The organism is Thermanaerovibrio velox DSM 12556 (assembly GCF_000237825.1).
Lineage (GTDB): Bacteria > Synergistota > Synergistia > Synergistales > Synergistaceae > Thermanaerovibrio > Thermanaerovibrio velox.
Genome location: NZ_CM001377.1, coordinates 1,358,858 through 1,378,312, shown reverse-complemented (window position 1 = coordinate 1,378,312; position 19,455 = coordinate 1,358,858). Strand labels below are relative to the sequence as shown.

The following is a 19,455-nucleotide window of genomic DNA, read 5'->3' as shown; positions in this document are numbered from 1 at the left end:
TGATCGAAATATTCCGCCGTCTAGTACTCCCAATCGAAGTCATGGAGCCCCGCGTTGAGGAGCCGGCGCTTCATGTCTTGGGATATGGTCTTAAGGTCCTCTTCGGTCCTTCCCTCGCAGCGGGTCACTATGACCGGTTGGGTGTTGGAGGCTCGCACTAATCCCCATCCGTTGGGGTATATTACGCGGACCCCGTCCACGGTTATGGCCTCGTGGTCCTTAAGGGCCTCCTCTTTGACCCGTTCCACCACCTGGAACTTAACGTCGTCCGGGCAGTCCACACGGGTTTCCGCGGTGCTCGGGTAGGATGGGATGCGGGACATGATGTCCGACAGCTTCTCTTGGGTGTTGGATAGTATCCGAAGAAGCCGTCCTGCGGCGTAGAACGCGTCGTCGAAACCGTAGAACTCGTCGGCGAAGAACATGTGCCCGGACACCTCACCGGCGAATAGGGCGTTCAGCTCCTTCATCTTTGCCTTGATGAGGGAGTGGCCGGACTTCCACCAGATCGGCCGTCCCCCCATCCGCTCCGTCTCCTCCGGAAGCGCCATGGAGCTCTTGACCTCTACGATCACGTCTGCCCCAGGGTGCTTGGGCAGTATCTCGCTCCAGTAGAGGATCATGAGCCGGTCTCCCCATATGACCTCACCCTTGTCGTCCACCACCCCTATCCTGTCGGAGTCCCCGTCGAACCCTATCCCCACGTCCGCCCCGTTGGCCAGCACGGTCTCTATGAGCTTCGGCAGGTTCTCCCTCTTCGTGGGGTCCGGATGGTGGTTGGGGAACGTCCCGTCGGGTTCGCTGAAGAGATCTATCACCTCGCAGCCCAGACGGCGGAGCATCTCGGGGGCGAAGAGCCCGCCGGTGCCGTTGCCCGAGTCAAGCACCACCTTGAGCTTCTTGGGCCCAAGGTTGATCTTGGAGACCAGCATGGAGATGTAGGCCTCCTTGATGTCCTCCTGCCGCACGCTCCCCCTGGAGACTGAGGTCTTGAGGCGCCCTTCCTCGATGATGCGGCGGATCTCCTGGATCTCATCCCCGTAGAGGGTGACCTTGCCCAGCGCCAGCTTGAGGCCGTTGAACTCCTTGGGGTTGTGGCTCCCGGTCACCATTATTCCCCCGTCCAAGCCGAAGTGGTGAAGGCTCCAGTAGAAGCACGGGGTCGATACGGCGCCTAGGTCTATCACGTCCACTCCGGCGTTGGTCAGCCCCTCTATGGCGGCGTCCATTATCCGGCGGGTTGAGAGCCTCACGTCCCCGCCCACGGTGGCCCTGGTAACCCCGCTCTCCGAAAGAAAGGTCCCGTATGCCTGGGCTATAAGACGCACGTTCTCCGAAGTAAGCTCCTCCTCCGCCAGGCCCCTTATGTCGTACTCCCTGAATATGTGAGAGGGTACCTTAGGCATTTGATCGCCTCCCCATTCGTTATGGAATGGGTAAATTTTACCATCTTTTTATCGGTCCGCTTCACCATCCTAGCCATGAGGGGTAAAATCCCGGCTGGGCGTGTGCGCTTAAATCACTTAGACTTGGAGTTTTTGCAATGGAACCCTTTTCTGGATCTCTTGGGGATTTGGTTGGGAAGATCTCCCGGGCCTTCGACGGTTATGTGGACTCCTTCCGGGAGGGAGGGGAGCTGCCGTATTTGTTGGAGCTCAAGAGAAGGCACTCCTACCGGGTTCGGGAGGAGGCCTTGGCCATAGCTAGAAGCTGCGGCCTGGGGGGTGAGGACCTCTTGCTTGCCTTCTCCGTGGGCCTTCTTCATGATGTCGGCCGCTTTCCCCAGTACAAGCTTTACCGCACCTTTAACGACTCCGCTTCGGCGGACCATGGGGAGCTTGGGGCTGCGGTTCTGCGGAACGAACTCGGGGGACTCAAGGACCTGGTGGGCAGCAGGATCTGGGAGCTTACCCTGTCGTCCGTGGAGCTTCACAACAAGAGGGTCCTCCCCCAGGGCCTCTCGGAGGAAGAGGGGTTTTGGGCCCGGCTGGTCAGGGATGCGGACAGGTTGGACGTCTACCGGGTCATAGTGGGGCACCTGGAAAGGGGTACGATCAGGACCATAATACCCCGCCTGGAGGACACTAAGTCCCCCCCGTCGGATGAAATAGTGGAGGAGCTCTTGACCCGCCACAGCGCGGACTACTCGATGGTCAAGAGCCTCGGGGACCTTCTGCTCGTCCAGATATCCTGGGCCTACGACATGAGCTTCCATTGGTCCGCCGGACAGGTCATTCGCCGGGGCATAGTAAACAGGATAGGGCGTTTCATCCCTCAAAGCATCGGCGCCGTTAGGGTCATCAAAGACGTTTTAAACTGGCTTGGCAAGGTCCTCTCGGTGGGGCCGTCGACCCCCTCGTGGTCCCCCACGGTAAATCCTTCGGGCTGTGAAATATCTTAAATTTTAATGATTATGTGTTTGCTTCATGGCAAGCCCCCCGCCTCCCGCGTCAGGGGGGCGTTATTTTTTTGTTTAATTCAACCCCTGCCCTCTTTGCAAGTAAATTCACAACTGTTATGCTTTTCTTGAGCCGTGATGCACCCCTTGGCAAAGGAGGCTTGGTGCAATGTTAAAGCAGGAGGCCTCTTCTCGGTTGGAGGAGATGCTTTCCAGGTACCCAAGGCATCAGAGGTTTCTCCTGGCTTTCCTGCAGGACGTGCAGCGGGAGTTCCGTCACGTGCCCAGGGAGGCCATGGAGCTGGCGTCGTTGAGGCTCATGGTGCCCTTGAGTCGGGTTTACTCGGTGGCCACCTTTTACAGGGCCTTGAGTCTGACCCCCCGGGGGCTCAAGACCACAAAGGTCTGCATGGGCACCGCCTGCCATCTTAGGGGGGCTCCAAAGGTGCTGGAGGCCATCGAAGGCGCGCTGGGGATCCGATGTGGAGGCACCACCCCTGACGGCCTGTTCTCCGTGGAGGCGGTCAACTGTCTTGGGGCCTGTGCCCTGGCTCCGGTGGTCATGGTGGAGGAGTCCTGCTACGGGTCCATGACCCCCTCCAAGGTTCGCGAGATGCTTGAGAGGGAGAGGGAGGGGCTGCCATGAGGTTTTCTTCTCCTATCGATCTTGAGTCCTACAGGGATTGTCTTGCTGGCCGGGCTGAGCCTCCGGTGGCGGTGAGGGTGTGTGCGGGGACCGGATGTCTTGCGGGGGGCAGCGAAAGGGTCTTCAAGGCCTTGGTGGAGGAGGCCTCAAGGGTGGGGTTTCGCGGGTCCCTGGACTTCGAGGCCAAGTGTTCCGGGTGCCATGGCTTCTGCGAGGAGGGGCCCATTGTGGTTTGCCGGATCCAGGGCCGGGAGGTTTTTTACCGAAAGGTAAGGCCCGAGGACGCGGGGGACATACTGGCCTCCCTCCGGGAAGGGGTGGTCTTGGAGCGTCTGCTCTATCGGGAGGGCAGGCAGGCCTTCGAGTCGGAGGAGGAGATCCCCTTCTACGCCGGACAGACCCGGAAAGTCCTTGCCCGCTGCGGCAAGGTGGACCCCAAGAGCCTGGACGACTACATAGCCGCCGGCGGCTACTCCGCCCTCGTTAAGGCCCTTGGGATGGAGCCCCAGACCATAATAGACATGGTAGACCGGGCGGGCTTGAGGGGCCGTGGCGGCGGTGGTTTTCCTGCGGGTCGCAAGTGGGCTTCCTGCAGGGCCGCTTCGGGCAAGCACAAGTTCGTGCTGGCCAACGGGGATGAAGGGGACCCCGGGGCCTTTATGGATAGGAGCCTCATGGAGGGGGATCCCCACGCGGTGCTGGAGGGGATGATAATAGGGGCCTACGCGGTGGGGGCCTCTAAGGGGTTCATATACGTGAGGGACGAGTACCCCTTGGCGGTGGAGAACCTGAGCTTTGCCATAAAGAACGCCAGGGAGGCGGGCCTTTTGGGCAGGAGGATACTGGGGACCTCCTTCTCCTTCGACATGGACATATGCCGCGGCGGAGGGGCCTTCGTCTGCGGGGAGTCCTCCGCCCTTATGGCCTCCATAGAGGGGCGTACTGGGGAGCCCCGGGTCAAGTACATCCGTTCCACCGAGAAGGGGCTGTGGAACTGTCCCACGGTGCTGAACAACGTGGAGACCTGGGCCAACGTGCCGATCATAATAAACGAGGGGCCCGATGTATACAGGGCCCTTGGCACTCAGGGCAGCCCTGGAACCAAGGTCTTCTCCCTGGTGGGGAAGGTCAAGAGGACCGGGCTCGTGGAGGTCCCCATGGGGACCTCCCTCAGGGAGATAATCTTCAACATAGGTGGCGGCATGAGGGGTAAGGGCCGGTTCAAGGCGGTCCAGACCGGAGGTCCCTCCGGTGGCTGCCTGCCGGAGGATAAGCTGGACCTTCCCGTGGACTTCGACCGGCTTACGGAGGAGGGGTCCATGATGGGCTCCGGCGGGATGATCGTCATGGACCACAGGACCTGCATGGTGGACGTGGCCAGGTACTTCGTGAGCTTCCTTGAGATGGAATCCTGCGGCAAGTGTGTCCCATGCCGGGAGGGTCTCAGGGCCATGAGGGAGATACTCGAGGACCTGTGCTCCGGCAAGGGAAGGGCAGGGGACATGGATCTGCTGGTTAGCATGGGGGAGGCCCTATCGGATACCGCCCTGTGCGGTCTTGGGCAGACCGCCGCCAACCCAGTGCTTTCCACCGTACGGTACTTCCGGGACGAGTATTTGGAGCACGAGATCAAGGGTTTTTGCAGGGCCGGGGTCTGCAGGGGCATGTTCTCCGCCCGGATAGACCAGAACCTGTGCGTTTCCTGTGGGGCTTGTGTTAAGGGGTGTTCCTTCGGCGCCATAAAGAAGCTGGAGGATGGGAAGTACGGTGTTACAGACCTTTGCGAGGGATGCGGTGCTTGTCTTGACCTGTGTCCCGTGGGGGCCATAGAGCCCTCCATGGAGGTGAACGAGCGGTGATTATATGGGTGGATGGACGGGAGCTGGAGGTGCCGAGGGACACGCTTCTGTACGACGCCGTGATCTCCGCTGGGGTGGAGGTGCCGGCCCTCTGCAGGCATGGGGGGCTTCAACACGAGGGGGCCTGCAGGGTATGTGTGGTTGAGGTGGAGTCCAGGGGGTCGAGCAAGTTGGTGGCCTCCTGCATGTATCCGGTGAGGGAAGAGGGGCTCAAGGTTCGTACCGATACCGAAAGGGTGCTCAAGGCCAGACGCTTCGTGATAGGGCTTCTCTTAAGGCGGAACGGCGCTTCCCCGGTTGTGAAGGCCCTGGCGGAGAGATGGGGGGCCATGGATGTGGGACGCCTTGAGCCCATGATTAGCAAGGACCTTTGCGTTAGGTGCATGAGGTGTGTCCGGGCCTGCGGGGAAAACGGCTTCAACGCCATATCCTTCTCCAAAAGGGGTTGGGACAGGCAGGTGGGGCCCCCTCTGGAGGAGGCTGCCGAGGCTTGCGTGGGCTGTCTTGCCTGCGCGGAGGTCTGCCCTACCGGGCACATAACCTACCGGGAGTCCGACGGGGTGCGGGAGATATGGGGTAGGCGATTCCAGCTTGTTGAGTGTCCCTCCTGCGGTGCCAGGTTTGCCACCCTGGAGCAGCTTAGGGCCCTTGGGACGTGGGATCCCTTGTGCCCTTCCTGCAGGAGGCGTGAGGAGGCTGGGTCATTGGGGCTCGGTTGATGCCCCTGGGGCTTTGAAATTTTTGGGGCTTGCCCGTCCCTGGGACGGGTTGGGTGAAGCGAGGCTGCAAGCGATAGGACAAGGGGGGAGGATCTCAAGATGGCGACGGAGAGGGTTCTTCTGGTTACGCCGGAGCGCTGCATAGGCTGCGGCAGCTGTGAGTTGGCCTGCTCTTTCAATAAGGAAGGACAGTTCAGGCCTTCCATGAGCAGGGTGGGGGTTCATAGGTTTGAGAGGGGACAGAACGTTCCGATCATGTGTTTCCAGTGTGAGGACGCGCCTTGCGCCAAGGCCTGCAAGACCCAGGCGCTTTACAAGTCCTCCTCTGGGTTGGTGGAGTTCGACAAGGACAAGTGCATAGGGTGCCGTATGTGCGTGATGGCCTGTCCCTTCGGCAACGTTTCCTATGACAGGTCGAGCAAGGGAGTGATAAAGTGCGACCAGTGCGGAGGGGATCCGAAGTGCGCAGGCATATGTCCCACCAAGGCCATAGAGTACCTGCCCGCGGACTCCGCGGTGGTGGCCAAGAAGAAGAAGTTCGCCAAGAGGATAGCGGATGCCCTTGAGGAGGTGAAGGACTAGATGAACGGCTGGGTTGGGAGAGTGTTAAGGATAAACCTTTCGAACCACACGTTCAGCGCCGAGCCGTTGAAGGAGGAGTGGGCCAGGGACTATCTGGGCGGAAGGGGTTTGGGAACCCGCTACTACTTCGAGGAGGTAGGCCCCTCGGTTGATCCGCTGTCGGAGGGTAACAACATCTACTTCGTGACCGGTCCCCTGACCGGTACCCTGGCGGCTTCGGCGGGGCGGTTCAACGTGGTCGCCAAGAGCCCCCTTACCGGTACCATAGGGGCCGCCAACTCCGGCGGGTATTTCGGGCCGGAGCTCAAGTACGCCGGGTGGGATATGGTGGTCTTGGAGGGCCGTTCCCCTAAGCCGGTGTACGTGTACATCAACAACGACCAGGTGGAGATAAGGGATGCGGAGGGCATATGGGGCCTTGAGACCCATGAGGCCACGGATAAGCTGTTGGAACAGACCGACCCGGAGGCTAAGGTGGCGGTGATAGGTCCTGCGGGGGAGAACCTGTCCCTCATCGCCAACATAATAAACGACAAGCATCGGGCCCCTGGCCGGGGAGGCATGGGGGCGGTCATGGGTTCAAAGAACCTTAAGGCCCTGGTGGTGCGGGGCACGAAGGGCGTAAAGGTGGCCAGGCCGGAGGAGTTCCTGAAGGCCGCGGTCGCCGCCAGGGAGAAGCTGGCAAAACACCCGGTTACGGGAAGCGGGCTTCCCCTTTACGGTACCAACGTGTTGGTCAATATACTGAACCAGAACGGGGGACTGCCCACCAGGAACTTCAGGACCGGCGTCTTCGAGGGGGCGGACCGGATAAGCGGGGAGACCCAGCGGGAGAGCCGGCTCTTGAAGAACAAGGGCTGCTTTGGCTGCGGCATAGGGTGCGGCAGGGTGTCCTTCGCCGAGTCCTTTGGGCACCACGGGGAGGGGCCTGAGTACGAGACCTCCTGGTCCTTTGGTGCGGACTGCGGGGTTGACGACATAGACGCGGTGGCCATGGCCAACTATAGGTGCAACGAGCTTGGGTTGGACACCATATCCATGGGGGCCACCATAGCCTGCGCCATGGAGCTCTACGAGATGGGGCTGATATCCCGGGAGATGGCGGGGGTTGAGCTTAACTTCGGCAACGGGGAAGCCTTGGTCCCCATGGTGGAGGCGGCGGCATACCGGAAGGGCAAGCTGGGGGAGCTGTTGGCCCAGGGTTCCTTCCGGCTGGCGAGCCACTTCGGTCACCCGGAGCTTTCAATGACCTCCAAGAAGCAGGAGATGCCCGCCTATGACCCCAGGGCGATACAGGGTATAGGTTTGAACTATGCCACCAGCAACCGTGGGGCCTGCCACGTCAGGGGCTACACCATATCGCCGGAGATACTGGGGGTGCCTCAGAAGCTGGATCCCCAGTCCATAGAGGAGAAGCCCGGGTGGGACAAGGCGTTCCAGGACCTCACCGCGGTGGTTGACTCGGTGGGCATGTGCCTTTTCACCACCTTTGGGATCGGGGCCCAGGAGATATCGGAACAGCTCTCCAGTGCCGTGGGGATCGATTACTCTACGGATGACCTCATGAAGATCGGTGAGAGGATATGGAACATGGAGCGCCTCTTCAACCTCAAGGAGGGCTTCTCCGCCGCCGACGACGTGCTTCCCCAGAGGATGACATCGGAGCCGCTGCCCGAAGGCCCCCACAAGGGCAAGGTCAGCCGGGTGCCCGAGATGCTCCCGAAGTACTACGAGGTGAGGGGCTGGACCAGCGAAGGGGTGCCCACGGAGGAGAAGATACGGGAGCTCGGGCTTGACTGGATAAGGTGATCTCCCCTTGAAGGTGCTCTTCTTCGCCACCTTCAGGGAGTTGGCGGGCCGCAGGGAGGACCAGGCGGAGGCGTCCACGGTGAGGGAGCTCTTGGAGGTCTTGTCCCGCCGGTACGGACGGAGCTTCCATGACGCGGTCCTTAAGGATGGGGCCATGTCGGACCAGGTTATAGTGTTGGTGAACGGTCATCACGTGGCCCATCTAGATGGGGAGGAGACCCGGTTGAACCCCGATGACCAGGTGAGCATATTCCCTGTAATAGGGGGTGGGTAGTCCGATTTAGCTTTTGGGTCGAAACAGCGCGCCTTCGAGCCGGAGGTGCGAGGATCTCTTGTCCCCATAAGCCGAGGCGGGGTGATCCCAGCCTCGGCTTTCTACTGCGGCGTTCCCTGGGTGGGTGCTGATCTTGGGAAGTAAACCGAGGCCTTGGGTATCCCGCTGCACGAGGGGGCCCATGACCGGTTGAGAAAGAGGCCTGGTTTGATGTTCACCTGCGTGCTGGATTTAGGGTTTTCTTTTGGGTCCTGCCTCTGTCCTGCCTTTCAATCATGCATGGTGTAAAACAAGGGGGGCCCGTTCCTCGTGGTCCTTGTAAAATGTACCGCGTATATTGGGGGATGTTTTTAGCTCCCTTTGATCTAGCTCAGGCCTTCCAGCGGTTTGACCCGTTGAGGGGAAATGGGGGTGTTTCCAACGTTCATTGGTTTTAGGCTGGGGTTTATGGGGGACCTTCTTGTCCGATTAGCGCTGCCACTGGGAGCGATACAGTTTGTGTTGTCCGTTGGGCTTTTGTGGTTTGACAGGCCCGGCAGGGTTTACGCGGTTTCATTCTTGTGCATTGGGCTTTTGGGGATGTCATCAAGGCTTTATAGGGGGCCTTTTGCGAGGGTGTTTAGGATGGGGGGATTTGTCTGTCTTGGGGCGTGTCTGGCCCTTTGGCTTTGGGGGCTTGCGGTATGGTTGGTATGGCCATTTGAGATGTCTTTTAAGGATACGGTGATTTTTTTTCTTATACTTGTCTGGGAGGCGCTTTTGATCGCCTCTGTGGGGATTTCGGTCCTCCACTGGGGAAGGTAGTTTGATTTTCGTCGGGAGGTGTTCTTCGTGTTGTCCCCTAGGATACTGGCATATTGCGTTGGGTTGTGCGTTTCCCTTTCACTTCAGCCGTCGTTTGCGGGGGTCGCCTTTGGTGCCGGGTGGGATCGTTACGCCGGAGGGGTTCTCAAGATCGAGAACCGGCACAACTTGGCGGTGTACGAGAGGCGCAGCGACAGGTTCCGGATGGTTAGGCTGCCGTCGGAGCTGGAGATAATCAACGCTGGATGGGATAACGTGAGGCTTGTTTTGAACTGTCTGGGCCCCAGGGGAGAGGCTGTTCGCTACGTTTTCCTCACCCCTGACCGGTTCCACCGGGAGCCTCAATGACCTTGTGTTCCTGGCTAATTTACTCTGAGACCTCGATGTTTGTAGCCGATGTTTAATTTTTCTCATCCTAGAGAAGAGAAGAATTTTTCTTGAATGCCTTATAGACTAGTTTGATATTGGGCTTTACCATGTACACATGGGACTCCGGAGGAGGTTGTTTCAGGGGTGTTTGGGTTTTTGTATGCCACTAAGTTCCCTGTAAGGAGGTGATGGTTTCCTAAACTCTCTGTCGCCCGGGGCCCAAAAACGAAGAAGCGAGGAGGTCGTGAAAGGTGATCCTTACGAACCCCGTCGTGCTTTCCGTGTTGGTCATGATAGTTCTTTGTTTGTTTAATTTGAACATCATTCTTGCCCTCATCGTGTCCGCCTTGGTGGCGGGATTGGCGGCTGGGATGTCCTTGGGTGACACCATGGGGGTACTGATAGGTGGGATGGGCGGCAACTCGGAGACCGCGTTGAGCTACATCCTGCTTGGTGCCCTGGCGGTGGCGATAAGCCAGACCGGGGTGGCCTCCCTCCTGAGTGCCAAGCTGTCCAGGGTGGTGGGAAGCCGCAAGGCGTTCTTGCTCCTGCTCATAGCCTCGGTGAGCTGTCTATCCCAGAACCTGATCCCGGTTCACATCGCGTTCATCCCCATCCTGATCCCCCCCATGTTGTCGCTTTTCAACCGTCTTAAGATGGACCGGCGGGGGGTGGCCTGCGCCCTCACCTTCGGGCTCAAGGCACCTTACATAGTGTTGCCCGCGGGTTTTGGCCTCATCTTTCACGGGATACTATCCGACCAGATGGCCGCCAACGGGGTCAGCGTCCCCAAGGGTGACATGTGGCACTACACCTGGATACTCGGAGTCGGCATGGTCATAGGCCTGTTGCTCGCCGTGTTCGTGAGCTACTCCAGGGACAGGGAGTACCAGGACAAGCCGGTGATGGGGCTCGAGGGCGTTCCCGAGGTGGAGAAATTGTCCAGGGATCACTACATAACCCTGGCGGCGGTGTTGGTGGCCTTTGTCATCCAGCTTAAGACCAGCTCCCTGCCCCTTGGGGCCGTGGTGGCCCTGGGACTCATGGCGGCCGGCGGGGTCATCCGGTGGAGGAAGCTCGACGATGTGATGGCCGGCGGCATAGGCATAATGGGCATGATAGCCATGATAATGTTGGTGGCGGCGGGCTACGGAGCGGTCATCCGGGAGACCAAGGCGGTGGACGCTTTGGTCAACGGTGTCGTCTCGATGGTTGGAGGCAGCAAGTTCTACGGTGCCCTTCTGATGCTGCTGGTGGGGCTTCTGGTCACCATGGGCATAGGCACCTCGTTTGGGACCATCCCGGTTGTGGCCGCCATATACTGTCCCTTGGGGGTTAAGCTGGGCTTTACCCCCGGAGCACTGGCGTGCATCCTTGCCGCCGCGGCGGCCCTGGGGGACGCGGGCTCTCCGGCCTCGGACTCTACCTTGGGCCCCACGTCTGGACTTAACGCCGACGGTCAGCACAACCACATATGGGACACCTGCGTCCCGACCTTTATCCACTACAACATACCGCTCATAATCTTTGGCCTCATTGGGGCCATGATGCTCTACTAAAAGGCGGTAACGCTTGACATCAAGTCCTCAAGACCCCGGCCCCCGGAGATGCCAATCTCCGGCGGGCCGGGAGCTCTATTGTTACAGTCTTAAATCCAGAGAGAGGATTGAGGATCCGGTTTTGAGGGAGTTGGAAACGAAAAAGGCGGCCCTTCGGCCGCCTCTGCTATCTTGGCTGGGGAACCTGGATTCGAACCAGGATTACCTGATCCAGAGTCAGGCGTGCTGCCGTTGCACCATTCCCCAATCGGACGGTGAGAATACTATCACAGGACCGCCCTTTTGAAAAGGGGTGGCGGGAAGATGTGGCAAAATTTTTTGTTCCTCCCCGAGGAAGTCTGCTTATTTTCCGGCGAAACTGTGGTAGGATTGTTCACCGGAGAAGGGAGTTGAAAGGATGGGCATGGAATCGGGCGTTTCCAACGCCAGGCCCTCTCGACAGAGACGTGGTAAAGGCAAGTCCCCAAAACCACGGAAGGATCTTAAATGGATACCTTTGGGCGGCATGGGGGAGATAGGGAAGAACGTCTCCGTCCTGCAGTACGGGGACGAGATGGTGGTAATAGACTGCGGCCTTAAGTTCCCGGAGGAGGAGATGTTAGGCATAGACCTTGTGATCCCTGACGTCTCCTTCCTGGAGGAGAACCGGGACAAGATAAAGGGCATATTCATAACCCACGGCCATGAGGATCATATAGGGGCCCTTCCCTTTGTGTTGCCGAAGTTGGACGTCCCGGTCTACGGGACCCGGCTGACGTTGGGGCTCATAAAGAACAAGCTGGGGGAGGTTTGCCCCCGGTACAGGCCTAAGTTCAACGAGATAAGCGCCGGAGACAGCGTGACTTTGGGGAGCTTCACGGTCAGGGCCATAGCGGTCTGCCACTCCATACCGGATGGGCTTGCGTACGCGGTGAAGACCCCGGTGGGAACCGTGGTCCACACCGGGGACTTCAAATTGGACAACCAGCCCATAGATGGCCGCACCACCGACTACGGGGCCTTCGCGGAGCTAGGCAGGGAGGGGGTTCTCCTCATGCTGTCGGACTCCACCAACGTTGAGCGGGAGGGCTTCACCCCGTCGGAGAGGACCGTGGGCAGGACCCTTGAGCAGCTGTTCCGTCTTCATAAGGACAAGCGAATAGTCATAGCCACCTTTGCCAGCAACCTTCACAGGGCCCAGCAGGTCTTCAACATAGCCATGAGGTACAACCGTAAGGTGGCCCTGGTGGGAAGGAGCATGCTTGCCTACGTGGAGCTCGCCCGGGAGCTGGGTTACGTCAACGCCCCGGAGGACCTTTTCGTCCCCGCCCAGGAGGCGGACCGCATGTCCCCAAACCGGGTGGTGGTGCTCACCACGGGAAGCCAAGGGGAACCCTTCTCTGGGCTCGTGCTCATGAGCAAGGGAGAGCACCGGCAGATCCGACTGGGACAGAGGGATCTGGTGATAATATCCGCCACCCCTATCCCAGGGAACGAGAAGCTGGTGAGCCGGACCATCAACATGCTCTTCTCCTGCGGGTGTGAGGTGGTGTACGAAAGGGATCAGGCCATACACGTGTCCGGTCACGCCTCCAGGGAGGAGCTAAAGATGATGATAAGCCTCATCAAGCCCAAGTGCTTCGCCCCGGTTCACGGGGAGTACCGGCATTTGGTGAGACATGCCCAGCTCGCCAGGGATCTGGGGGTCCCCTCCAAGGAGGTCTTTGTCCTTTCGAACGGGGACGTGCTGACATTGACATCCCAGGGGAAGGGAAGGGTGGACGGCCGAGTCCAGGCGGGGGCAATAATGGTGGACGGCCTTGCCATGGGTGAGTTCCAGGGTAGCCTGCTCAAGGAGCGCAGGGAGCTGGCCCTTGATGGGGTCCTGGCGGTATCGGTGCTTTTGGGCCAGGACGGTTCTGTGCGGGACGTTAAGATGGAAAGCCGGGGCTTCCTGCATAGCCAAGAGGCAAAGGACCTTTACGGGGAGCTAGAGAGGGCGGTCATAAGGGCACTGGAATCCTGCCCCTCTGGGGATGAGTCCGCCAAGACCGCCATAAGGAAGAGGATGAGGGAGGTGCTTAGCCGCTACTCCAGGGGGTATCCTTCCATAATACCCCTCATAAACAGGCTGTGATATCTTGATTGCTGTCTTTGTGATTTTGTGTAAGCAAAAAGCCATCTAAAAAATAAACCTCCGGAGGGGTAAGACATGTCCTTCAAGGTCCTTCTTCAGCTCTTGGGCGGAGTGGGGATGTTGATCTACGGAATAAAGGTCATGGGAGACTCCCTGCAGAACCTGGCAGGGGATCGTCTGAGACGTCTCATAGCCAAGCTCACGGGAACTCCCATCAAAGGGGTTATAGTGGGTACTGCGGTCACCACCATTATTCAGAGCAGCAGCGCTACCACCGTCATGGTGGTGAGCTTTGTCCACGCGGGGCTCATGACCCTTTATCAGGCCTTTGGGGTGATAATGGGGGCCAACATAGGCACAACCGTGACGGCCCAGATAATGGCCTTCAAGATAACCGACATCGCCTACCTGTGCGTGTTGATCGGGGCCTTTCTCTTCCTCATGTCCAAGACGAAACGCCAGCGGGAGATAGGGGCCGGGCTTGCAGGGTTCGGCATACTGTTCATAGGGATGCACATCATGGGGGACTCCATGTCCTTCTTGAAGGGCAGGGATGACCTGTTCATGCCCTTTAGGCACCATCCCATTTGGGCGGTCTTCGCGGGCACGGCGGTCACCATGGTGATTCAATCCAGCTCCGCCACCGTGGGGCTTACCATGGCCATGGCGTCTCAGGGCTTCATGCCCCTGAACGTGGCGATAGCCTTTATCTTGGGCGACAACATAGGCACCACCATAACGGCGGTGCTGGCCTCCTTGGGAGGCAACAGGTCCGCCAAACAGGCGGCAGCGTGCCATGTGATGTTCAACGTGCTTGGAACCTTGATCATGCTGCCCCTGCTGCCATGGTATTCCAAGCTCATAGCCCTCACTGCTTCGGACATATCACGGCAGGTGGCCAACGCTCATACCTTCTTCAACGTGGCGAACACCCTGATATTCCTCCCATTCGTGAAACCCTACGTGAACCTGATAAGGCGCATAGTCCCAGACGACGGGGTGGTTAAGGTTTACGGACCCGCCTTCCTGGATCGTAACCTGATATCCGCTTCACCCGCCGCCGCCCTGGACGCCCTCAAGAAGGAGATGGTCCGGATGGGCTACTTTGCCAAGTCAATGCTTGAGGGATGCAGGGGGGCCATCGTTAAATGGAGTGATTCCAGCGCGGCCGACGTCCTTAACACCGAAAAGATAGTGAACGAGCTCACCCATGAGATAGTCCGTTACGGGACGGAGCTCGGCCAGAAGGGCCTCTCATCGGACCTCTCGTTCCTCCTGAACTCCTGCATAAACGGGGTTGGGGACATAGAGCGGATGGGGGATCACTCCACTAACCTGGTCGAGATGTACCAGTATATGAGGGACCATAACCTTAAGTTCACGGAGTCCGCCATGAAGGAGTTCGAGGAGATGTTCTCCCTGGTTTACGAGGCGGTGAGCAAGAGCATTGAGGCCTTGGACAAGGAGGACCTGTGCCTGGCGGGGGAGGTAATGGAGCTTGAGGACCGGGTGGACGAGATGGAAAAGCGTCTCAGGGCCCGACACATCGACAGGCTTAACCACGGCAAGTGCAGCCCAGGGGCCGGGGTGGTGTTCATAGACATCTTGAGCAACCTTGAGCGGGTTGGGGACCATGCCCATAACCTGGCCTGCGTGGTCATGGACATGGCTAAGGTGAGAGGGCAGGAGGTGTGCGAGGCTTGATGGGGGTTGTTTTGTACCCTGTGCTCCTGGGGTTGGTGCAGGGTTTCTCCGAGTTCCTGCCCATAAGCAGCTCCGGGCACCTGGCGCTGGTGCAGATCTTCTTGGGCATTAAGGGGCCCCAGATGGGTTTCGACCTGATCCTCCACATGGCAACCTTGCTTGCGGTGGTGGCGTACTTCGCCGTAGACATGCTTAGGTTCCTCCGGGATTTCCTTTGGGGGTTCTTCTCGGAGGATGCCAGGTCCTCTGAGGGATGGAGGTATGGATGGGCGGTGATCGCAGGCACCGTGGTGACCGCCTTGGTGGGCCTTCCCCTCAAGCCCCTGGTGGAGACCGCGTCCCAGAACTCCCTTTGGGTTGGTGCCGGTTTGGTCGTTACCGGCATCGTGCTCACCGTTTCCAGGTTCATCCCCCCTGGAGCCAGGAAGGTTGGGCTCATGGTGGGACTCGTGGTCGGACTGGCTCAGGGCATAGCGGTCATGCCCGGTATATCCAGGTCCGGCAGCACCATAGTGGCGGCCTTGGCGGTGGGTCTCTCACCTTTGGAGGCCTTCCGGTTCTCGTTCCTCCTGTCGGTTCCTGCGGTGATCGGGGCTACCCTGGTTGAGGTCTTTGACGGCGGGGGATACGCCGCGTTCCTTTCGTCCCTCCCCCATGGGTGGCCCATAGGTTTCGTGGCCGCTGGGGCCGCGGGTTTCCTCTCCCTTGTGGCTTTAAGACGGGTCTCCCTCTTCAGGGCCTGGTGGATGTTTGGTGCCTACTGCTTATTGCTTGGTACCGCGGTGGTGGGTTTCTCCTTGCTCGGTGTATGAGGATGGCCAAGGGGCTTCAGAAGGGCATCCCCGGCTGGATCGTAGTCATACTATGTCTAATGATGGGCGGTTTCGCGGGCAAGATGATGCAGATGTTCTCCTTCTCCGCCCCGCTCTTCCGAGACCTCTTGTCCTTCGGATTGGACTCGGGCCATGTGGATGTCATAGCATTTAGCTTTAGGGTTAGTTTCAGCATGGACTTCAACCTTGGAACTTTTTTGGGAGGAGTGATAGGAGTTTGGCTTGCCCGATGAGGTTGATACTGGCCTCAGGCAGTCCCCGGAGGAGGGAGTTGCTCGCCGCGTTGGGATGGAACTTCCAAGTGGTGGTATCCCAGGTTGATGAGTCACCCCTTCCCGGAGAGTCGCCGGAGGATATGGTGCTCAGGCTGTCCCTGGCGAAGGCCAGGGACGTGGCTTTGAGGGCCCCCGATGCCCTTGTGATCGGGGCCGACACGGTTGTCGAGCTGGACGGTCAGATATTCGGCAAACCCAATGGCAGGGACGAAGGGCTTAGGATGCTGATGGCCCTTCAGGGCAGGACCCACCGGGTACACACCGGAGTGTCCCTGGTGCTGGGGGATAGATCCGTATCGGGGGTTGAGACCACCCGGGTCCTGTTCAGACCCCTTTCGGCTGAGGACGCCGCTTGCTACATCAACACCGGTGAGGGGGATGACAAGGCGGGAAGCTACGCTATCCAGGGCAAGGGGGCCATGTTGGTGGAATCGATCGAGGGATGTTATTTCAACGTGGTGGGGCTTCCGGTCTTGAGGCTGAGCCGCCTCCTTGAGGAGATGGGCTTCAGCCTTTCAGATCAGCTTGGGGGTGTGAGCTTATGATCCATTTCCCAAAGGGTGGCCAGCTTCGGGGGGGGGCAGCGGACGGAAGGGGCAGTTCCTTCTTTGTGGCCCTCCTGGTGGCCTCCCTATGTGTGTCCCTCTTCTCGCTTCTTCCCAGGGTGAGGGCGGAGGTTGGGAACCGCAAGGTGGGCATAGTGCTTGAGTACAGGGACCTGGTCTCCCTCGCCAGGGAAGGTAGGGCCACGCCCTCAGGGCTGGCTGAATCCCTTAGGGCCAAGGGGCTCAGCGGGCTTTTGGTAGGGGAGTTGACCGGCCGGGACCTGATCTCCGGGTTTGGCTCCTTAAGGCTCTCCCCGGTGCGGGACCTGCCGTTCCCATTGCCGGTCCAGGGGGTTCCCAAGGATAGAGCGGTCCTTTGGTCCTCCGCGGATGACCCCAACATGAGGCTGGCAATGCCTTACCTATCCGCCAAGTTCCCCGCCTCATCCAGGATGTCCTCATCGGGGTACCTGGCGGTCCTGCTGTCCCTTGGTATGTCCGACCTATTGGATTCGGGGTTGGTTCCGGACTTCGAAGGCTTGGAGCTGGCCCGCCGGCTCGGTTTCCCAGTTTTGTTCCGTCCCCTTCCCTGCATAGGTGTTGGTGGCGGGGCTGTTGCTTCGGGGATAGAGACCCTCCTCTCCCACGGTTACCTCATAAGGGGCATACTCCCCGCTGGACTTACCGTGGCGGGCTACCCCCAGCTGGAGCCCCTAGGGGCGTTGCTAAGGGGGGAGTCCATGTTCCTGGCCCAGCCGGAGTTCGTGAAGCAGATCGGCATGGTACAGGCTGGCAAGTCCGCCTTCCCTAACCTCATACCCCTTCACAGCGTGATCAAGGACGAGGTCTTCTCCAAGTCCATAACCAGGGAGCAGCTGGTGGAGCGCATGGTACGGGCGGTTCACGAGAGGACCGTGAGGCTGCTTCTGGTCCGTCCCTATGACCTTTACCCAGGGGAGAGGCTTGGCAGCTTCACCGAGGACCTCGATCTGCTGAGCGCTTCCCTTAGGGCCCGGGGGTATATTATGGGGTTCCCTTCGGCGGAGCAGCCGGTGGGAAGGTCCCGCATAGCCCCGTTTGGTGCGGCCCTTGCGCTCCTGGCGGTGATGATGTCCCTGCTGAACCGCTTCTCCGAGGTCCGGCTGTTGAACAGTCCCCGCCTGATCCCCTTATACTTGGGGGTTCCGCTGCTGCTTGCATTGGGGGCCTCCATCGCCGGGGGCTTCCCGATGAAGCTTATGGGGGCCCTCCTCGGGGCCTTGGGGGCCTCTGAGGCGGCCCTCAGGGCGTTGGACCAGAAGAGCCCCTTAAGGGGGGCCCTGTGGGGTTTCGCGGTGGCTTTGGCGGTTGGCACCGCCATAGGTGCCATGTACGGCTTCAGCCTGTACATGCTGAGGGTTGAGGTGTTTTCAGGGGTTAAGCTCACCCTCGTACTGCCGCCGGTCATGGTGGTCCTGAACGATGTGCTGAAGCGAAGATACCCGGAGGGAGCGGAGATACTGAAACGTCCTCCCCTTTGGGGTGAACTGATGGTGGCCGGTATTCTCCTGGCGGGCCTCGCCTTCATGGCGGTAAGGAGCGACAACACCGCCCTGGTGCCCCAGTGGGAGCTGTCTTTCCGCGAGTGGTTGGAGCGGTTGCTGCTGGTCCGTCCCAGGACCAAGGAGCTCTTGGGGTATCCCTGCCTTTTCGTGACCTCCTGGCTGTCCGCCAGGGGAATTGTCCCAAGGCTTCAGGAGGTTTTCCGGATTGTGTCCTCCCTGGCCTTCGCATCCGCGGTCAACTCCTTCTGTCATCTTCACACCCCTTATCCGTTGACCTTGTTGCGGGGTTTCAACGGTCTTTGGACCGGGTGCCTTATAGGCCTTGTGCTGTTCGTATCCCTTGGCGCCGTGTTTAACTACCGAGCCGGGAGGTTAAGGTCATGACGAGGCCGGGGGAAAGGGATCTTCAGGTGGTCCTGTGCGGCTACTACGGGTTTGGCAACCTTGGGGATGAGCTCTTGGCCCGGGGCTTGGTGGAGCTCCTGGAGGGATGCGGGATACCGAGGTCCCGCATAGGTGTTCTGTCCGCTTCACCGGAGGTTACTGCCGCGGAGCTGTCCGTCAGGGCGGAGAACCGTTGGAGCCTCCGCAAGGTCAGCGGCTTCCTGCGTTCTGCCAGCACGCTGCTTTTAGGCGGCGGAGGCCTCTTTCAGGACGTCACAAGCATAAAGAGCCCCGTGTATTACTCCGGGGTGGTCTGGCTTGCCAGGAGGGCCGGGGCAGTCCCTTGGGCGTTCGGCCAGTCCTTGGGCCCCCTTCGAACCGCCCTGGGAAGGGCCCTCGCTAAAAGGGCTCTTGGGGCCTGTAAGGTCAGGGTGTTCCGGGACAGGCGTTCCGTGGCGATGGCTCAGTCCATGGGCATAGGGGCGGCGGCTTTGGCTCCGGATCCAGTGATGGCCCTAAGGCCCTCGGTCCTAAGGTCCAAGGAGGAGCACCTTTTGGTTAACGTGAGGCCCTCCAAGTCGTTTGACCTTTCTAAACTGGCCAGGTCCATAATGAGGCTTGCCAGCGCCACTGGCCTTTCCCCTGTTGGGTTCGCCATGGCTCAGGAGGATCTCATCCCCCTGAGGGACCTTGAGACCTTTGGGGTACGGTGGTCTCAGGTGAAGCTTTTAAGGACCCTTGGGGACTTCGAGGAGATGGCGTCCCGGGCTGGAGGATCTCTGTCCATGAGGCTGCACGGGGTCGTGTTGTCCGCCCTTTCTGGGTTGCCCTGCGGGGCCTTGCCTTATGATCCGAAGGTGGAGTCCTTTGCAGACGCCTTCGGGATCCCTAAACACGTTGGGGAAGGGGATATAGTCCTTGGGAAAGGGGTAGATCCCGGGGTTCTGGAGGAATCCGCCCAGGCTTTGAGGGATGCGATGGGGACGGCGCTGTTAAAATTAAAATTGAAGCCGGACCCTGTGGGCGGGCGGTGAT

Annotated in this window: 18 protein-coding genes and 1 tRNA gene; 17 read left to right on the top strand and 2 right to left on the bottom strand. The window is 59.6% G+C overall.

Going from position 1 to position 19,455, the window contains the following annotated elements; genetic code table 11:
- Window positions 1–20 precede the first annotated feature (20 nt).
- Complete coding sequence (locus tag THEVEDRAFT_RS06670) at window positions 21–1,406, bottom strand: phosphomannomutase/phosphoglucomutase (RefSeq protein WP_006583953.1); 1,386 nt, start codon at window positions 1,404–1,406, stop codon at window positions 21–23.
- 137 nt (window positions 1,407–1,543) lie between these two features.
- On the opposite strand from THEVEDRAFT_RS06670, the gene THEVEDRAFT_RS06665 reads away from it, so the two are divergent.
- The 10 genes from THEVEDRAFT_RS06665 to THEVEDRAFT_RS06620 all read left to right on the top strand — a co-directional run bounded on the left by THEVEDRAFT_RS06665 (window position 1,544) and on the right by THEVEDRAFT_RS06620 (window position 11,019).
- Entirely contained in the window at window positions 1,544–2,401 is an 858-nt protein-coding gene (locus tag THEVEDRAFT_RS06665; RefSeq protein ID WP_006583952.1) for an HD domain-containing protein, read from the top strand.
- A 166-nt stretch (window positions 2,402–2,567) separates the two neighbouring features.
- Window positions 2,568–3,044, top strand: coding sequence for an NADH-quinone oxidoreductase subunit NuoE family protein (locus tag THEVEDRAFT_RS06660; RefSeq protein WP_006583951.1), 477 nt, complete (start codon window positions 2,568–2,570; stop codon window positions 3,042–3,044).
- Complete coding sequence (locus tag THEVEDRAFT_RS06655) at window positions 3,041–4,903, top strand: NADH-ubiquinone oxidoreductase-F iron-sulfur binding region domain-containing protein (RefSeq protein ID WP_006583950.1); 1,863 nt, start codon at window positions 3,041–3,043, stop codon at window positions 4,901–4,903. Before THEVEDRAFT_RS06660 ends, THEVEDRAFT_RS06655 begins: the two co-directional genes overlap by 4 nt.
- A complete protein-coding gene (locus tag THEVEDRAFT_RS06650) occupies window positions 4,900–5,622 on the top strand; it encodes a 2Fe-2S iron-sulfur cluster-binding protein (protein ID WP_006583949.1) in 723 nt (240 codons plus the stop codon). Before THEVEDRAFT_RS06655 ends, THEVEDRAFT_RS06650 begins: the two co-directional genes overlap by 4 nt.
- Before the next feature lie 99 nt (window positions 5,623–5,721).
- Window positions 5,722–6,204 (top strand): 4Fe-4S dicluster domain-containing protein, encoded by a 483-nt coding sequence (locus tag THEVEDRAFT_RS06645; protein ID WP_006583948.1) that lies wholly within the window; start codon window positions 5,722–5,724, stop codon window positions 6,202–6,204.
- 21 nt (window positions 6,205–6,225) lie between these two features.
- A complete protein-coding gene (locus THEVEDRAFT_RS06640) occupies window positions 6,226–8,013 on the top strand; it encodes an aldehyde ferredoxin oxidoreductase family protein (RefSeq protein ID WP_281054536.1) in 1,788 nt (595 codons plus the stop codon).
- Between the two features lie 13 nt (window positions 8,014–8,026).
- The gene (locus THEVEDRAFT_RS06635; RefSeq protein WP_245522780.1) at window positions 8,027–8,287 is read left to right on the top strand and encodes a ubiquitin-like small modifier protein 1; all 261 of its coding nucleotides are present in this window, start codon (window positions 8,027–8,029) and stop codon (window positions 8,285–8,287) included.
- A gap of 447 nt (window positions 8,288–8,734) precedes the next feature.
- Entirely contained in the window at window positions 8,735–9,091 is a 357-nt protein-coding gene (locus tag THEVEDRAFT_RS06630) for a hypothetical protein (protein WP_156787135.1), read from the top strand.
- 27 nt (window positions 9,092–9,118) lie between these two features.
- Complete coding sequence (locus THEVEDRAFT_RS06625; protein WP_006583944.1) at window positions 9,119–9,439, top strand: hypothetical protein; 321 nt, start codon at window positions 9,119–9,121, stop codon at window positions 9,437–9,439.
- A gap of 272 nt (window positions 9,440–9,711) precedes the next feature.
- Window positions 9,712–11,019, top strand: coding sequence for a Na+/H+ antiporter family protein (locus THEVEDRAFT_RS06620; RefSeq protein ID WP_006583943.1), 1,308 nt, complete (start codon window positions 9,712–9,714; stop codon window positions 11,017–11,019).
- A gap of 172 nt (window positions 11,020–11,191) precedes the next feature.
- Here THEVEDRAFT_RS06620 and THEVEDRAFT_RS06615 read toward each other — a convergent pair.
- Window positions 11,192–11,265 (bottom strand) — tRNA-Gln (locus THEVEDRAFT_RS06615).
- A 151-nt stretch (window positions 11,266–11,416) separates the two neighbouring features.
- On the opposite strand from THEVEDRAFT_RS06615, the gene THEVEDRAFT_RS06610 reads away from it, so the two are divergent.
- The 7 genes from THEVEDRAFT_RS06610 (at window position 11,417) to csaB (ending at window position 19,454) form a co-directional block, all read left to right on the top strand.
- Window positions 11,417–13,135, top strand: a complete 1,719-nt coding sequence (locus THEVEDRAFT_RS06610) for a ribonuclease J (RefSeq protein ID WP_006583942.1) — start codon at window positions 11,417–11,419, stop codon at window positions 13,133–13,135.
- 75 nt (window positions 13,136–13,210) lie between these two features.
- A complete protein-coding gene (locus tag THEVEDRAFT_RS06605; protein ID WP_006583941.1) occupies window positions 13,211–14,839 on the top strand; it encodes a Na/Pi cotransporter family protein in 1,629 nt (542 codons plus the stop codon).
- Window positions 14,839–15,651, top strand: a complete 813-nt coding sequence (locus THEVEDRAFT_RS06600) for an undecaprenyl-diphosphate phosphatase (protein WP_040825842.1) — start codon at window positions 14,839–14,841, stop codon at window positions 15,649–15,651. The genes THEVEDRAFT_RS06605 and THEVEDRAFT_RS06600 overlap by 1 nt, the downstream gene beginning before the upstream one ends.
- The gene (locus THEVEDRAFT_RS06595; protein ID WP_006583939.1) at window positions 15,648–15,905 is read left to right on the top strand and encodes a hypothetical protein; all 258 of its coding nucleotides are present in this window, start codon (window positions 15,648–15,650) and stop codon (window positions 15,903–15,905) included. The genes THEVEDRAFT_RS06600 and THEVEDRAFT_RS06595 overlap by 4 nt, the downstream gene beginning before the upstream one ends.
- Window positions 15,902–16,492, top strand: coding sequence for a Maf family protein (locus THEVEDRAFT_RS06590; protein ID WP_040825380.1), 591 nt, complete (start codon window positions 15,902–15,904; stop codon window positions 16,490–16,492). The genes THEVEDRAFT_RS06595 and THEVEDRAFT_RS06590 overlap by 4 nt, the downstream gene beginning before the upstream one ends.
- Window positions 16,489–18,420: a DUF5693 family protein gene (locus THEVEDRAFT_RS06585; RefSeq protein ID WP_006583937.1), complete on the top strand. Its 1,932-nt coding sequence runs from the start codon at window positions 16,489–16,491 to the stop codon at window positions 18,418–18,420. The genes THEVEDRAFT_RS06590 and THEVEDRAFT_RS06585 overlap by 4 nt, the downstream gene beginning before the upstream one ends.
- Window positions 18,417–19,454: a polysaccharide pyruvyl transferase CsaB gene (csaB, locus tag THEVEDRAFT_RS06580; protein WP_006583936.1), complete on the top strand. Its 1,038-nt coding sequence runs from the start codon at window positions 18,417–18,419 to the stop codon at window positions 19,452–19,454. The genes THEVEDRAFT_RS06585 and csaB overlap by 4 nt, the downstream gene beginning before the upstream one ends.
- Window position 19,455: the final 1 nt, after the last annotated feature.